Annotated in this window: 12 protein-coding genes; 2 read left to right on the top strand and 10 right to left on the bottom strand. The window is 75.4% G+C overall.

The annotated features are described in order from the left end of the window. Positions 1–97 precede the first annotated feature (97 nt). From ABD067_RS21950 to ABD067_RS21905, 10 genes are read right to left on the bottom strand one after another with little or no spacing between them, the layout of a single operon-like run. Positions 98–1,165, bottom strand: a complete 1,068-nt coding sequence (locus ABD067_RS21950; protein WP_343897545.1) for a PilN domain-containing protein — start codon at positions 1,163–1,165, stop codon at positions 98–100. Then, the gene (locus ABD067_RS21945; RefSeq protein ID WP_343897544.1) at positions 1,162–1,764 is read right to left on the bottom strand and encodes a type II secretion system protein GspJ; all 603 of its coding nucleotides are present in this window, start codon (positions 1,762–1,764) and stop codon (positions 1,162–1,164) included. Before ABD067_RS21945 ends, ABD067_RS21950 begins: the two co-directional genes overlap by 4 nt. After that, a complete protein-coding gene (locus tag ABD067_RS21940) occupies positions 1,761–2,120 on the bottom strand; it encodes a prepilin-type N-terminal cleavage/methylation domain-containing protein (RefSeq protein WP_343897543.1) in 360 nt (119 codons plus the stop codon). The genes ABD067_RS21945 and ABD067_RS21940 overlap by 4 nt, the downstream gene beginning before the upstream one ends. Positions 2,121–2,151: 31 nt before the next feature. Continuing rightward, complete coding sequence (locus tag ABD067_RS21935) at positions 2,152–2,574, bottom strand: GspH/FimT family pseudopilin (protein WP_343897542.1); 423 nt, start codon at positions 2,572–2,574, stop codon at positions 2,152–2,154. Positions 2,575–2,583: 9 nt separating this feature from the next. Beyond that, on the bottom strand, positions 2,584–3,030 hold the full coding sequence (gene gspG / locus ABD067_RS21930) for a type II secretion system major pseudopilin GspG (protein WP_343897541.1): 447 nt from the start codon (positions 3,028–3,030) through the stop codon (positions 2,584–2,586). Positions 3,031–3,042: 12 nt separating this feature from the next. Further along, complete coding sequence (locus ABD067_RS21925) at positions 3,043–4,446, bottom strand: c-type cytochrome (protein WP_343897540.1); 1,404 nt, start codon at positions 4,444–4,446, stop codon at positions 3,043–3,045. Between the two features lie 59 nt (positions 4,447–4,505). Further along, positions 4,506–5,117, bottom strand: coding sequence for an SCO family protein (locus tag ABD067_RS21920; protein ID WP_343897539.1), 612 nt, complete (start codon positions 5,115–5,117; stop codon positions 4,506–4,508). Further along, positions 5,114–5,737 (bottom strand): SCO family protein, encoded by a 624-nt coding sequence (locus tag ABD067_RS21915; protein ID WP_343897538.1) that lies wholly within the window; start codon positions 5,735–5,737, stop codon positions 5,114–5,116. Before ABD067_RS21915 ends, ABD067_RS21920 begins: the two co-directional genes overlap by 4 nt. After that, positions 5,734–7,590 (bottom strand): YncE family protein, encoded by a 1,857-nt coding sequence (locus tag ABD067_RS21910; RefSeq protein WP_343897537.1) that lies wholly within the window; start codon positions 7,588–7,590, stop codon positions 5,734–5,736. The genes ABD067_RS21915 and ABD067_RS21910 overlap by 4 nt, the downstream gene beginning before the upstream one ends. After that, complete coding sequence (locus ABD067_RS21905; protein ID WP_343897536.1) at positions 7,587–12,767, bottom strand: hypothetical protein; 5,181 nt, start codon at positions 12,765–12,767, stop codon at positions 7,587–7,589. The genes ABD067_RS21910 and ABD067_RS21905 overlap by 4 nt, the downstream gene beginning before the upstream one ends. A gap of 277 nt (positions 12,768–13,044) precedes the next feature. Between ABD067_RS21905 and ABD067_RS21900 the strand changes: the two genes are divergently transcribed. Then, complete coding sequence (locus tag ABD067_RS21900) at positions 13,045–13,680, top strand: prepilin peptidase (RefSeq protein WP_343897535.1); 636 nt, start codon at positions 13,045–13,047, stop codon at positions 13,678–13,680. Continuing rightward, positions 13,677–14,111: GspE/PulE/PilB domain-containing protein (locus ABD067_RS21895; RefSeq protein ID WP_456305260.1), on the top strand; the 435-nt coding region annotated here is incomplete at its 3' end. The genes ABD067_RS21900 and ABD067_RS21895, both read left to right, overlap by 4 nt.

Here is a 14,111-nt window from a genome sequence, read left to right as displayed (position 1 = left end):
GCGAGCCAGGGCGCCGCCAAGGCCGTCCAGGCCAGCGGCGCCGGCAGCGCGAGCAGCGCCAGGGCCAGCGGCCGCCGCGCGCCGGTCGGGAGCCGGTTCATCGCGCGACCACCGCCGCCGCTCGAACGGCGGCCGGCACCGGGGCGACCACCCGCATGGCCACCTGGAAGCGCTCCGGCGCGTCCGGGCGGTCCCGCGTCACCGGCGCGGCGAAGCGCACCTCCCGTAGCATCGGCGAAGTGTCCAGCAGGCCGAGCAGCCCGTCCGCCCGCGCGGCGAAGCCGGCCACGACGAGCTGGTCGCCGGCCAAGCGGAACTCGGTCAGCCAAGCCTCGTCCGGCAGCAGCCGCGCCACCTCGTCCAGCACCGCTACCGCGGGCGGGCGGGCGCCGCGGATCTCAGCCGCAAGCGCGAAGCGCGCCCGGAGCGCCGCCGCCTCCGCCTCCACCGCCAGGACGCGCTCGGCGTCCGCGCGTGCCGCCGCCGAGCGCGCCTCGACCGCGGCCGCCACCGCCTCGCCCCGCCGCAACTCGCCGAGCGCGAGGTGCAGCACGAGCAGCGCTGCGAGCCCCCCCAGCGCCGCCTCCGCCAACGAACGCCAGCGCCGCCCGGCGGGCGAGAGCTGCTCCAGCGACAGGCTCGGCCAAGCCGCCTCCGGGACAGGGCGTGCCGAAAGCGGTGCCTTCAACCCCAACGCCCGCAGCCGCGCCGCCGCCGGCGCCAGCAAGCGGCGCGGCAGGATCGCCACCTCCACCTCGATGCGCTGCTGCTCCGGCAGGCGCTGGGCGACGCGGGCCGACCAGACCACCTCGGACGCCGTGAAAGGAATGTGCTGCTCGATTTCGAAGCCGAGCACCGCGTCGAGCCGCGCTTCCGCCGTTTCGGGGAGGCGGAGGGTACGGCGCAACACCCAATCGGGCGGCACCGCCAAGACCAGTTCGGCCTCCGCCGACAGCAAGCGCGCCCCGCCGGCGTCGAGCAGCGCCGCCGCACGCCACCCACCGCCCCAAACCCGGCGCGCGACGGCGGGCGGCGACTCGCCGCGCAGGTCCACCAGCAGCCGCGGCCCGGACGGCCGCGCTGACGGCGGCAGCAACCCCACCAACTCTGCCCGCCACCAGCGAAGGCCGCGCGCGAGAGCATTGAGCAGCCCGGTGGCGGTCATGGCGACGGGGCTTCGGCCACGACGGCGAGCCGCGGTGCCACCACCAGCTTCGGCCAGTGCCGCGTGTCGCCCTGGGCGAAATCCACCTCGACGGCGACAGCGGCCGGCAGCACCGCGGCCTCCGTCCAGGTCTCCCGCCAGCCCGGCTCTTCACGGCCGCGCGGCGCGCCGAAGTAGCGCAGCCGGACCGCGGCCACTCCGTCGAGCAGACCACGTCCTGCGGCGCCTTCGCCCTCCGCCGCGCCGCGCAGGGGCCGCCAGCGCAGCGTCAGCGCGTTCGCCTCACGCCGCAGCTCGACGAGGGCGTTCCCCGCCACGCCGAAGCGTGGCGGCAACTCGGACACGAAGGCCACGCGCTCCGACCCGCCCTCGAACAGCAAGACGGGACGGTCGCCCGGCCCTTCCGCCAGCACCGGCACCGCCGAGCGCAGCCGCAGCCGCAGCAGGTCTTGCGCCAGGGCGACCGCCGTCGCGTCCGTGGCCGCCGCATGCCCCGCGCGCCCCACCAGCCCGAGCGCCGACAGGCCGAGCGCCGATACCAAGCCGAGCAGCGCCAGCCCCACCAACGTCTCGACCAAGGTGAGCCCGGGGCGTGTCACGGCCCGGTCTCCACCGGGCCGGGACGCAAGGTGTCCAACACGATACCGCCGCCGACGGCCACCCGCACCGGCCGCAGCGCGACGCCGCGCGGCCCTTCGTCGCCGGTGCCGACCTCGACCCTCCACCCGGCACCCTCCGACGCCGTGCCCTCCCAGCGCCCCGGGCGCGCGGCGCCGGGAGGCGCGTGCGCTTCCAGCAATGACTGCGCGAAAAGCACCGAGGACACGCCGGTGTCGCGTTCCGCCTTGGTCGCCAACGCGCGGGCGAGCGGCGGCAGCACCGCCGCAACGGCGCCGCCGACGACCACCAAAGCCACCAGCGCCTCCACAAGCGAGAAGCCGCGTTCGGATCGCACCCGCCGCCGTCCTGCGGCGACGGCCCGGCGGTCAGCGCACATGGCCGGTCATCCAGTCCACCTCGACGGCCGCCGCGTGGCTGCCGAGCGCGACAGTCACGCGGCCGCCGGTGGACCCTCCCTCGGCGTCGAAGCGGATGGCGATCCGCCCCTCCGCGCCCGCCTCCGCCGCCGCGCCCTCGACAGCCAACCGCACGCCCGCCGGCAACGGCCGCGCCGGCCCGCGCGCGGGGCGCACGGTGCCGGGCCCGGTATCGAACACCACGCGCGTCTCACGGCCATCCGCGCGCGCCACGAGACGCGCTTCCCGCAGGCTCGCCGCCACGCCGTCCGCCGCGGCGCGCACGATCCCGCCCTGCCTGGCGCCAGAGACGCGCGGCAGCGCGGTCGCGGCCAGTGCCACGATCAGCAGCACCACGAGGCTCTCCAGCAGGGTGAAACCGGGGGCGCGCACGGGGGGCGGCTACCAGCTCGTCACGTCGCGGTCCTCGCCGGCCCCGCCGGTCCGGTCGTCGGCACCGAGGCTGAAGAGGTCGTAAGGCCCGTGCTCGCCCGGCGCGCGGTAGCGCCACGCGCGGCCCCAGGGGTCTTGGAGCTGCTCCGCCTTGCGGACGTAGGGGCCGTTCCAGCGCTCCTGCCCGGTGGGCTTCTGCACCAAGGCGGCCAGCCCTTCCTCCCGTGAGGGGTAACGGCCGGCGTCCAGCCGGTAGAGGTCGATGGCGGTGGAGAGACCCTGCAACTGGAGCTTGGCCGCGTCGTGCTTGGCGCCGCCCAGGTACCGCATGGCCTGCGGCGACGCGACCGCCGCCAGCAACCCGAGGATGACCAGCACCACAAGCAACTCGACCAGCGTGAAACCGGCGCGCCGTGCGCCACGGTGGAAGCATCGGCGGGGATGCGGGCGTGCCATGCGAAACGCTCCTTAGTCGGCGCCGGCCGTGGCGGGTCCGCGAAGGACGCGGCCCGTCCCGTCCACCTGGAACAGTCGGATGCCTCCGCCGCCGCCGCCGCGTGCGCCGCCAAACAAGCGGAGCGGCGGCAGCGCGCCGGTGTCGAATGGCGGGCCGGCGAAGGCGGCGGCCAGCTTTTCGCGTGTGACGCCGCGGCCGCCGCGCCGCAGCGCTTCCACGACCACCTCGCCCATCGCGTGGCCGAGCCGGCCGGTGAGGCCCGCCCGCGCCGCTTCGCCCGCGCGGAAGCGCGCCAGCGCGACCCCGTCCCCCATCTCCGCCGGCACGCCGAGCCCGACCAGCACCGGCCGCCCGAGCACCGCCGCTCCGGCGGGTGCCGCCAAGCCGCCGCGAGAGCCCACGACCAGCACCGGCAACGCGATCTCCCGCAACGGCGCCACCGCCTCGGCGAGCCCCGAAGCCGGCGCAAGGGCCAGCACCGCCGCGACGCCTTCAGCTCGCGCCGCGCGCAGTTCCGCGGCCCCCACCACCGGCGGCTCCGCCCCGGTCAGGGCCGCGACTCGATCGGCGATGCGCCCGCCGAGCCGCGCTTCGGCGGCGTTGCCGGCGAGGATCGCCGCCCGGCCTGGCTCCGGCAAGGCGCGCAGCAGCGCCACGCCCTCGTCCACCGCGCCCGGCAGCAGCGCGTAGCCGAGCGGGGCCATGTCCTCGCCTGCCCGAACCGACAACAAAGGCACCCGAGCCACGCCCGCCGCGGCGAGCGCCGCGGCGTTCGCCTCCTCCGGCAGCGCGGAAACCAGGGCGAGCACCCCTTCCCCGAGCAGGAGCCGCACCGCGTCCGACGGTTCGCCTGCGGCGGGCGCCACGACGCGCTCGATCCGCCGGCCGAAGACGCCCACTGGCGCCGCGGCCTTCAGCGCCCCCGCGAACGCGGCGGCGAAGGCTTCGCCGCGCGGGCCCGGCGGCAGCAGCAAGCCGAGCCGCACCCGGTCCTCCGTGACGCCCGGCGTCGCCCGTGGTGCGTCGAGCGCCCGCAACCACGCGACCAGCGCTTGCCCGTCGTCCAGGGTGAGGGCGTAACGCGGCATTGCCGGGTCGAGCGCCCGCCCGCCCGCCGCGACGCCCTGCGCAACCGTCCGCAGCAGCGCCGCCTCGTCGTAGGCCGGCCGCTCCGGCGTCGGGCGCGACAGCGCGGACCAAGCGACCGGCGGCGGCCGCACGCCCGCTTCCGCCCGCCCGCCCGCACCGTCGGCGCCATGGCAGCCGGCGCAGGGCAGGGCGCTCGCCGGCAGCACCGCGCCCCCGGCCGCGACCGCTCGTGGCGCCACGGCGCCGGGCCGTGCGCCGAGGGCGTACAGCGCCTCGCCCGGCTCCATCGCCGAAGCCGGTCCGGCCCCGGCCAGCAGCAGCGCCAACGCGGCCGACCTGCCCCCCCGCGCCGCGACGGCGCTTGGCCGCAAAGGGGGGGAAGGCTTCAGGCCGGGCACAGCCGTGCGTCCGCGACGGCCGGCGCGGACGCCAGATCCGCGAGTTGCAGCCCAGCCGCTTCCGGCGGCATGTCCGGGCGGATGCGCACCCAGCGCCGCGCCGCGGCGTTGCCGCCGATCAGCAGCGTCGTGTGCCGGTCCGGCCGTTCCTCGTCCACCGCTTGGCCGAGGCGCCGCGCCACGTCCCGGAGGTCGGCCGGCGCGCCGGTCAGCAGCGTCCACTCGGGGTAGGCGCCGAAGCGCGCCGCCCAGGCCTTCAGGCGCTCCGGCCGGTCGCGCTTGGGGTCCGTGGTGAGGTGGACGAGGTGCGGCCCCGCCCCGCCCCGCGCGGCCGCCGCGTCGGCGATGGCAAGGCAGCGCGCCGCGAGCAGGGGGCAGGCGTCTGGGCAGGAGGTGAAGATCCAGCCGATCAACACCGTCCGGCCGCGCAGCACGTCGTCGTAGAAGCGGACCGCGCGGCCGTCCTGATCCGTCAGCACGCGATTGGAGAAGTAGTCGCGTTCGCGCGCGTCGCATTCGAGCGCTGCGCTGGGTCGGGGCAAGGCGAGCGCTGCGGCGCTGGCGAAGAGTCCGCGCCGAGACAGAAGGTGCGTGCTCATGCCGGCTTCCTCCGCGCCTCCAATGCCGCCGTGACCGCCCCGGCGATCTGCCCCGGCGCCGGCAAACCGAGCAGCCGGCGCATCTCGCCCCGCTGCGGGTCGAGCACCACGACCAGAGGCGCGTGGTCCGCCCCGGGCTGCGGCCCGCCGAAGCGGCGCAGCACCTCGTCGAGCGCCGGGGCGGGGACGTTCACCAGGCTCCAGCCCGGGCCGGCGCCGAAGCGCGCGCCGTAGGTTGCCAACTCCTCCGGCGTGTCGGCGAAGGGGTCGAGCGCGATGCTGAGCAGGCCCGCCTCGCGCGGCAGCTTCTCGCCCAGGATCTCCTGCGCGCCCGCCATGGAGGCGGAGACCACGTTGCAGAGCGCGGAGCAGCCGGTCAGCACGAAGTCGATCGCCACCACGCGCCCGCCGATCACGTCGGAGGCGAGCCGCCGCCGTTGCAGCGCGGCGTCCGTCACGCGCGGGTCCGGCAGCGGCCCGCGCAGCCGCGCGACGCCGCCCACCGCCGCGGCGCCGTCGTGCCTGTGCCCGTCGTGCGCCGCGGCGGCCCGGGATGCGAGCGCGCCGAGGGCGGCGGCCAAGCCGAGCGCGTCGCGTCGGCCGAGAGCAGGTCCGTTCATGGTTCCACCGCGCGCAGGGTGATGTGGGGGAGCGTGCCCGGTCGCAGGCCGAGCGAGGCCGATTCGACGTAGAGGTTGACCGGCCCAGGCCGCGGCGGCGCGACCCGCGCCTCGTACAGTCCGTCGCCGAGCGGGCGCAGCGGCACCACCTCCTGCCAGTGGCCGGCGAACTGCACGAAGCGCCCGAGGACGTCGCCCGCCGCGCGCCAGCGGTCCTCGCCGTCCGGCCCGGCCAAGCGGACGCGGACGGCCACGGCCGCCCCGCCGGACGCGACGGCGCGGCCCTGCGGCGCGGCGAGTTGCAGCCGCATGCGGCGCGTCAGCGGCACCGCGTCGCCTGCCACCTCGAACTCGAAGCAGTGGAGGAACCCGCCGCCCTGCTGCATCACCGGCACCACCCAACGGCCGCCGGCGGGGAACACCGCCTGCGCCTCGTAGCGGCCGGGCGCGACTTCCCGCAGGCCGCGGTCGATGGCGGCGATGGCGAGGGGCCGTGCCTGCGGCGGCAGGCGGAGCGCGCCGGAGGGCGCCGCCATGCCCTCCATGTAGACGTGCGCTACCCGGTCCTCCGGCGAAGCGATCAGCATGGCGCCGTCGCCGGGCGCGGTGGCGACCGTGGCGCCGAGCGCGTCGTCGGCCGCGCCGAGCCCGCCGTCTCCGGCGGCGATCGTGGCGACCGCCGGCCGTCCGCCCTCCACCAGGCTGTTCAACGCGATCAGCGAGAGCCGGCCGCCCTCCTCGTGCTGCACATAAGCCTGGGCGCGGCTGAAGCCGACGCGCCGCGGCCGGCCTTCCAGCGCGATACGGTGCGCCACGGCGCCGCGGCCGAGGTCGACCACCGTGACCCGCCGCTCGTCCGGCTCCGGCACCATCAGCAGGCGCCCGGTCGGGTCGAGGAAGAGCCCCGCGGCGCCCGGAGCCACATGCCAGGACGCGACCGGCCGCCCGTCCGGCCGCACCGCCACCGCTTTCCCCTCGCCGCGGTCGAGGAGCAGGACCAGTTCCGCGAGCGGCGACCACACCGCCTCGGCGAAGCCGCCGCCCAGGCCCGGCAACGGCCGCGCTTCCGTTCCGGCGCGCAGCAGCGAAACGCCGGACGGCGAGGCCGAAGCCGCGAGCCCCGCGCCGGCCGCCGCCAGCGCGTGCGGACCCGGCCCAGCCTCGTGCCTCGCCACCACGGAGCCGGTCGCGCGCTCCACCAGCGCCACTTGCGCGGTCGCGCCGTCCCGCCCGTCCTGCCCCACCCAAAGGTGCGCGCCCGAAGCGTCAAGCGCGAGCCGCGCCGGCCGGCCGCCGACCGCGATCCGCCGCCGCTCGGCCCAGCGGCGGGCGTCGATCTCCGCCACCTCCCCCGTGTCGGGCAGGGCGGCGTAGAACGTCTCGCGGCCCGGGTCCTCGGCGAAGCCGGCGACGCGCCCGCCGAGGTTGACCACGGCCAAGAGCCGCGTGCGCGCGTTGCCGCCGACCGGGTCCAGCGCGTAGACCGCGCCGTTGTCGCCCAGCACCGCGAGGTGCCAAGCGTTGAAGTCCAACTCCGCCTGCCGTCCCAGCCGCGCCTGAACCAAACCGCGGACACGCTCCCGACACTCGGCGGCGTGGACGGAGGCGCGCTCGCCCCAAGCGGCCGGACGGAGCCCGCGCGCCGGGTCGCCGCTGTCCGTGGAGAAGCCTAGGCGGAGCGAAGCGACCTCGCCCGCCCGAGGCACGCCGCCGTCGGCCCCCGTCAGCGCCAGCGTGGCGGTCAGGCCCGCCGCGGTGTGGACCAGGGCCGGCGGCGCTTCCCCGGCCGCCGCGATGGCGGCCGGGGCGAGCAGCGCCGCCAGCGCCGCAGGGACGCGGGCGCCGCGCTTCACGGCGTCACCCGCAGGATGCCCCATTGGCCGCCGTCGAAGGCCATGGGGAACATGTTGCGGAACAGGTAATCGCCGCTGATGCGGAAGGACCCGCCCGCCTGCTCCACCACCACGTCGAAGTGGTTGCCCGGGCCGATGCCCTCCCGGGTCGCCAACCACTGGCCCTTCCGGTAGCCGGCTTGGGAGCGGAGGCCCTCGATGCGCTGCGACGCGACCGCCCCGGCGGTGTAGGGCCGTTCGGCGAAGGCGTGGCCGTGCAGTGTGAAGGCGCCGGTTCGGGTGTGGCCGCCCGGTTGCACGAGGCGGAAGCGCACCTCCTGCCCGGCCCGCGCCGTGAAGATCGGCGTCCGCGGGTCGCCGCCCATGAGGCCGTTGGAAAGCGCGCGGGCGTAGTCGAGGTCCCGCGTCAGGGCGAAGTCCTCCCCCGGCGGGTGGCCGAGGCGGAACCACATCGGCTCGGACCGGAAGTTGAAGCCGTAGAGGCCGGCGTCCTGGCTGTCGTCCAGTCCCTTGCAGCCCTTTGTGGCGATGCTGACCGGCTCGCCGGCGTGCGCGTCGCCTTCCCCGGCGCCGGCGGGGCACACCGGGCGGCCGCCGGCGCGCAGCCCGACGTCGTCGTGGTTCACCAGGACGAAATCGCGGAAGGTACGGCCGCCCGGCAGCACCACCGTCGCCTGGGTGCGGGTGGTGCTGTCCTCCACCCATTGCGAGCCCTCCGGCAGCACCACCAGCGCGCCGACCAAGCCCTTGCCGGGGTGGCGGATGCGGTCGGCGGGCATCAGATTCACGGCGCCGAACTCGACCGGCACCGCCTCCAGCCGCACCTGGCCCGCGGTGCCGGACGGCACCTCGCGCAACAGGCCGGCGTACCAGCGGTAGGTGACCTGCTGGCCGCTGGCGGCCGTTTGCGAGGTGGTCCGCACGCCGTTCCGGACGGAAGCGTTCAGGCCGACATTGGCGCCGTCGCTACGGCTGAGGTCTGCGGTGACGAGCTGCGCGTGCAGACCGACCTCGGACGAAGGCCGGACCTGGTTCATGTTGAACCGGTCCACCAGGAAGGGCAGCGCCACGAAGTTGTGGTTCGCGGTGTCCGCCACGCTCGCCGCCCAGCCCGCCGGCAAGCGATTGGTCAGCGTCACCTCGACGCATTCGCCGGCAGCCGCGCGCAGCACCAGCGGCTCCACCGGCCGCCCGGCGATCAGCTTGCCGGCCGAGAGGTCGGCGTCGCGCACGAAGAAGGCGCCCGTCGGGTCCACCAGCGGCCCGCGCTGGCCGCCGTAGTTGCCCTGCCGGTCGTTCCAGATGATGCCGTTGGCGCCGACGGCGACGCTCGCCGCCACCGCCGAAATCGCGTAGCGCCGGACCGGCGCGGTGCGCGGGCAGACGCCGTTGAAGTCGGCGAGGTTGGTGACGACCGATGTCACGCCCGCGGTGACGGTGCCGGCGCCGGTGCTCACCGTCCGCTGCGCGGGCGGCACGTTGTTCGGCAGCGGGGCGAGGTTGGCCTGCCGGAACTCGTGGTTCCGCATCAGGCCCCACGCACCGTTCCAGTAGCCTTCCAGCCCGCCCGAGGCGGCGTAAAGGTGGTCCACGGTCGCCGCCAGGTCACCTTCCGGCGGGATGATGGTGTTGGCGATCTCGAAGTGCTCCGAGATGCCGAGCTGCTGGCCCGCGCGCCAACCGGAGTTCGGGTCGTCCGCGTTGGAGAGCCAGCGCATGCCGTGGATGTGGGCAACGTGCCCCTCCTCGTGCGCGCCGGCCAGCAGGTGGACCATGATCCGGTCCCGCTTGTAGGCGCGGAGCAGCGGCGTCCACGGGTCGCCCGGCTGCACGCCGGCGGTGAGCGGCGGGTAGCTGTTGGGCTGGCGGTTGTAGTCCGCCATGGCGCGGACGACGTCGGAGCGGAAGGCGTAGGCGGGGTCGCCCGCCCGCCCCGGCGCTTGGACGCCGTTGCCCGTGCCGTCCGGCCGCGGCGTGTTCGGGTCGTAGAGCCGGTGGGCGACCGGCTCGTTGCGGTAGTTCACGGTGAAGGTGCCCGGGTCGGCGACCGAGATCGCCCCGGGGCAGGGCAGCGGCGCGCCGCCCGGGCAGCGGGGCGCGCGGCCGATCAGGTACGGCAGCCCGATCCGCTCGCGCGCCGGACCGTTCACCACGCGCGCCGGGTCCGGCGCCGGCCGGCCGAGCGCGTCCACGCCGCCGCCCTTCGCATAGGCCTGCACGAAGTCGGCGACCTGCAGGTTGAACTCGCGGAAGCTGTCTTCGGGCCGCTGGGTGATGATGCGGGCGGCCCAGCTCGTCGGTCCGCCATCCGCCCGCGTGTAGCCGAGCGGCGTGTCGCTTTCCGCGGACAGCCAGACCGAGCCGCGCGGCTCGATCACGACGGAGGAGTAGAGCCCGTTCTGCTGGTGCGTCGAAGGCCCGAAGTGGTCGTGCGTGAACACCGAGCCGAGGCCGCGGTCGACGCCGTTCTCGTCCGTGACCGGGTCGGCGTACCAGCGCTGCACGGTCGTCATGGCGCCGAGCCACTCGTTGCCCGGCCCGGCGCCGAAGAAGGGATGCGGGACGGCGAGGGGGCAGTTGGGTCCCGTTGCCCCTTCGCCGCAGCCGTAGTTGCGCCGGATGGCGGCCACGCGCTCGCGCACCTCGCCCGGGGACAAGGTGCCGTCCTCGTAGTTCCAGCCGTTGGCGCCGCCATCGGCCGCCAAGACGTCGAACTTCACCAGGTGGATGTGCTGGCCGATGATGTCGGTCGGCGTGCGCACCTGGTAGTCGTCCAGCTCGTAGACGTAGGGCACCAGATTGGAGTGGTGGTATTCCACGCAGTCGCCGGAATGCACCCGGACGACCAGCGGCTCCGGCGCCTTCGTGCCGGCGAGCAGCGGCGCCACGTCCTCCCACAGCGCCGAGATGCGCGCCTGCGGGAAGTGCCAACCGGCCTTGTTCATCACGATGCGCGTCTGGATCGCGGCGCCCTTGTAGGTGCGGAGCGTCCCGCCGTAGTCCGGGTCGTCCGCGTCGGGGCGGCAGGGGTCGGCGTAGGGCGCGCCGCGTACCGGGGCGCGGCCGTTGGTGACGAAGGCGCGCGGCGTGCCGTCGTGCGTGACGCTCGGGCGGGTGCGGAGGGCGTGGAAGGCCATGGCGGCCCGCTCCACCGGCTCGCCCGCTTCGGCCAGCCAGCGCACCTCCAGCCGCTCCGTCACCTTGTCGAGGTCGAGCCGGTCGAGCTGCGCCACCGCCTCGCCGCCGGTGGCGACGTGCCGCGGCAAGCCGCCGTCGTGCAGCGTGTCGAGCGGCGGGCGCGGCGGCCGGTGTCCGGCGATGCCGGGCACGAAGAAGGGATAGCCCGGGTTGTCCGCGGCTTCGGTGCCGGTGGCGGCGAGCACCACTTGGCCTCGCTCGATGCGCACCGGGGCAGGCAGTGGCGCCAGCGCCAGGCCGGGCACCGGCACCAGCGCGTAGATCGGCGTGCCGGAGCCGATCTCCCCGTCCGGCAGGGCGCGGGAGAACGGCTCCGGGCGGCCCTGCGCGTCGAGTTCGGTGCCCCGCTCGAAGGTGTCGTGCACCCGCCAAAGGCCCCACATGCCCTGCGCGAAGTGCGGGTACAGGTGGCAGTGGAAGATGCTGTCGCCGACCGTCTGGTTGCGGTTGCCCGAGCCGTTGAAGGCGATCTCGTAGGTGCGGCCTGTGCCCGGCGCGACGAACTGGCTGTCGAGGTAGGACGAGGTGGCGCTGTCCGGGTTCGCCAGCCATTGGTGGGCGTGCAGGTGGAAGATGTGCTGCTCCGCCCCGGCGTGCAGGTTCCGCATCCGCAGCCGGTCGCCGAGGTAGCTCGGGAAGACGTTGGCCGGATCGGCCGGGTAAAGGGCCTTGGTCGCCTTGGGCGCGTCCGGGTCGACCGTGCCGTCCGGGCGCAGGGCCGAGGCGGCGGGCACGTCGACCACCAAGGCGGGGTCGTTGCCCGCCCAGGAGGTCAGGAAGAACTCCTCGTACTTGCATTCGGCGCAGTGAGCGGCGGGGCCGACGCCGAGGCGGTTCGCCAGCACTTGGTTGCCGGCGCCGGTGATGCCGTAGTTGATGCCGAAGGCGTCGCCCACCCCGTGGAGCGTGTGGCCGAGCACCGGGTCGTCGAACTGCGGGAAGCCCTGGATCGCCTTCACCTCGTCGTGGAAGAAGACGCTGAACTCGCGGTACGGCTCCTGCCGCGTGCGGGTGCCGGCCCCCGGCCCCTGCTCGCGGTCGCGGTTCGGCTCCAGCACCGGGTTGCGCGCCATCGCCGCGGTGTGCGGGCCGCGGTTCGGGCCGGTGATGATGGCGTTGAGGTCGCCGTGGACGATCTTGGTCCCTTGCAGCATGGCGAGGACCGGCCGCCCGGCCTGCGGGTGGCCCGCCGGGTAGACGGCGTCGTAGTCGATGCGCGGGTGCCCGGTCGGCAACAGGACCGGGGCGCCGCCCGCGGTCCGCGCGGTCGCCAGGTCGAGGTCGGCGCGCGACACCTGGCTTCGGTACCACTCGGCGCCCGCCGGCTGCACCGTGACGGCGCCGAACATCCCGAAGGCGAGGGAGCCGGTGTTGGCCTCGCCGCCCGTGGCGACGGCTTGGTTGTAGAAGAGGAAGGTCCCCTCGGTGGAGGCGTGCAAGCGGTAGGTCGCGCTGCCGCCGGGCGCGACGAGGCTGCTGGCGTTGCGGCCGACATGGGCGCCGTCGTCCTGCATGCCGCGCGTGTAGTTGAGGCCGCTGACGTGGATGCCGGCGGACCGGGTCGCCGGCTGGTCGATGGAGATCCCGGTCGCCTCGTTCACCTCGACCGGTGTCGGATTCAAGAGGTTCTGGAACTGGATGGTGAGGCAGTCGCCGACATTCATCCGCAGCACCAGCGGGCGCGGGCGGTGGTCGTCGCGGAGCTTGACGTTGCCCGGCGTCAGCGCGCCGGAGCCGGGTTTTGGAATCACGTCTTGCCGGAGCGCGTAGACCATGAAGGCCGGGTAGTGCGAACCGTAGCGGTTGAACTGCACCGCTTGGTCCAGCGCGACGACATCGGCCGTGAGTTCCCGCGCGCACGCCGCAGCCGGCGCCGTCGTCTGCGCCGAGGCCGACCCGAGCCCTGCGGCCAACGACAAACCGAGCGCGAGCGCGTACCGGCGAGGCGCTATCGTGGCGCCCTCCCTCATGCCGTCCATCCTGCCTCCGACCCGACCACGGCCGAACAGGGCTGGCGCGAGGCGCCGCTCCCTTCGCCGCTGAACCGTTCTTCTAAAAGTACATTTACGCACTTGCAACAAACACCGGCAGGCGCCGCTTCACATCATCGCTAAAACGTAACTAAGCCACCTGAAATGGAGCCTATTCAACCGTACTGCAATTTATTTGTAGCAAATCCTGCCCTTCTGGTAGAAAGACGATCACGGAATTGTGTCGAGCACCCGAAGGGCGGCAGATCTGTCTACACAAGTCGACTTGGCGGCGCTCGCGCTTGCGGCGGGCTGCGCCGGCGCCGTCCTGGGCGCCGCCGGCGCGGGACTCGCGCGCCGCCTCGGCGGCGATGCGCCCGGCGACGACTCCCTCGCGCCGGCCGCAGCCTCGGGTGCCCTCCTCGCGCCGCCTGCCGCCTTGCTGCTCCCGCCCGAAGACTGGGGCTCGGCGGCGATCTTCGGCGCGTTCCTCCTCGGCATAGCTTGGCTCGACCTGCGGGCGGGCGTGGTCCATGTCGGCCTCGCCGCCCCGCTCGCGCTGATCGGGTTGGCGAAGGGCGCCCTTGGCGACGCTTTGCCCGCCGCGGCGGTCGGTGCCGCGCTCGGCTACCTCCTGTGCGTGGGCGTGGAACATGCCTTCCGGGCGCTGCGCGGGCGGGACGGGCTCGGCCGCGGCGACGCATGGGTGCTCGGCGCCGCTGGCGCCTGGGTCGGGCCGGGCGGGCTCGGCCCCGTGCTGGCGCTCGCCGCCGGCGGCGCGCTCCTCGTCGTCCTCGTGCGCGACCGCGGGCTGGACCGCGGCGCTTCGCTGCCCTTCGCCCCGGCTTTGGCCACCGCGGCTTGGTTCGTTTGGCTGGCCGGCGGCGGCGCCGCGGCGGCCGGCTGGGACAGACCGCCGTGAGCGAGGACGCGTCCCGCCGCCTGGCCGAGCACCTCCGGGGCACGGGCCTGCTGCCCGCCCCCGCATTGGCGCGGGCCGAAGAAGCGCGCCGCGGCACCGGCGAGACCTTGGCCGGGGCGCTGCTGGCCCTCGGCCTGCTCGCCGAGGACGCGCTCGCCGCCGCCATGGCCGCCGCGCTCGGCCTGCCGCTGCTGCGGCGGGAGGAGTTGCCGGAACAGCCGGCGCTCCTGGAACACCTCGCGCTGCGCTTCCTCCGCCGCGCCCGCGCTTGGCCGGTGCGGGTGGAGGGCGGCCGCTTGCTGCTGGCGCTGGCCGATCCGCTGGACGGCTTCGCCGCGCAGGCCGCGTCGCTCGCCACCGGCCTGCCGGTCGCGCCCGCGGTCGCCGAGCCCGCGGCGATCGCCGCTGCCCTGGCGCGGCTGGAGGCGGCC

The organism is Craurococcus roseus (genome assembly GCF_039523795.1).
In the GTDB taxonomy this organism is placed as follows: Bacteria; Pseudomonadota; Alphaproteobacteria; order Acetobacterales; family Acetobacteraceae; genus Craurococcus; species Craurococcus roseus.
The sequence above is the reverse complement of the archived record's forward strand: the minus strand, read 5'-3'. Positions and strand labels throughout refer to the sequence as shown.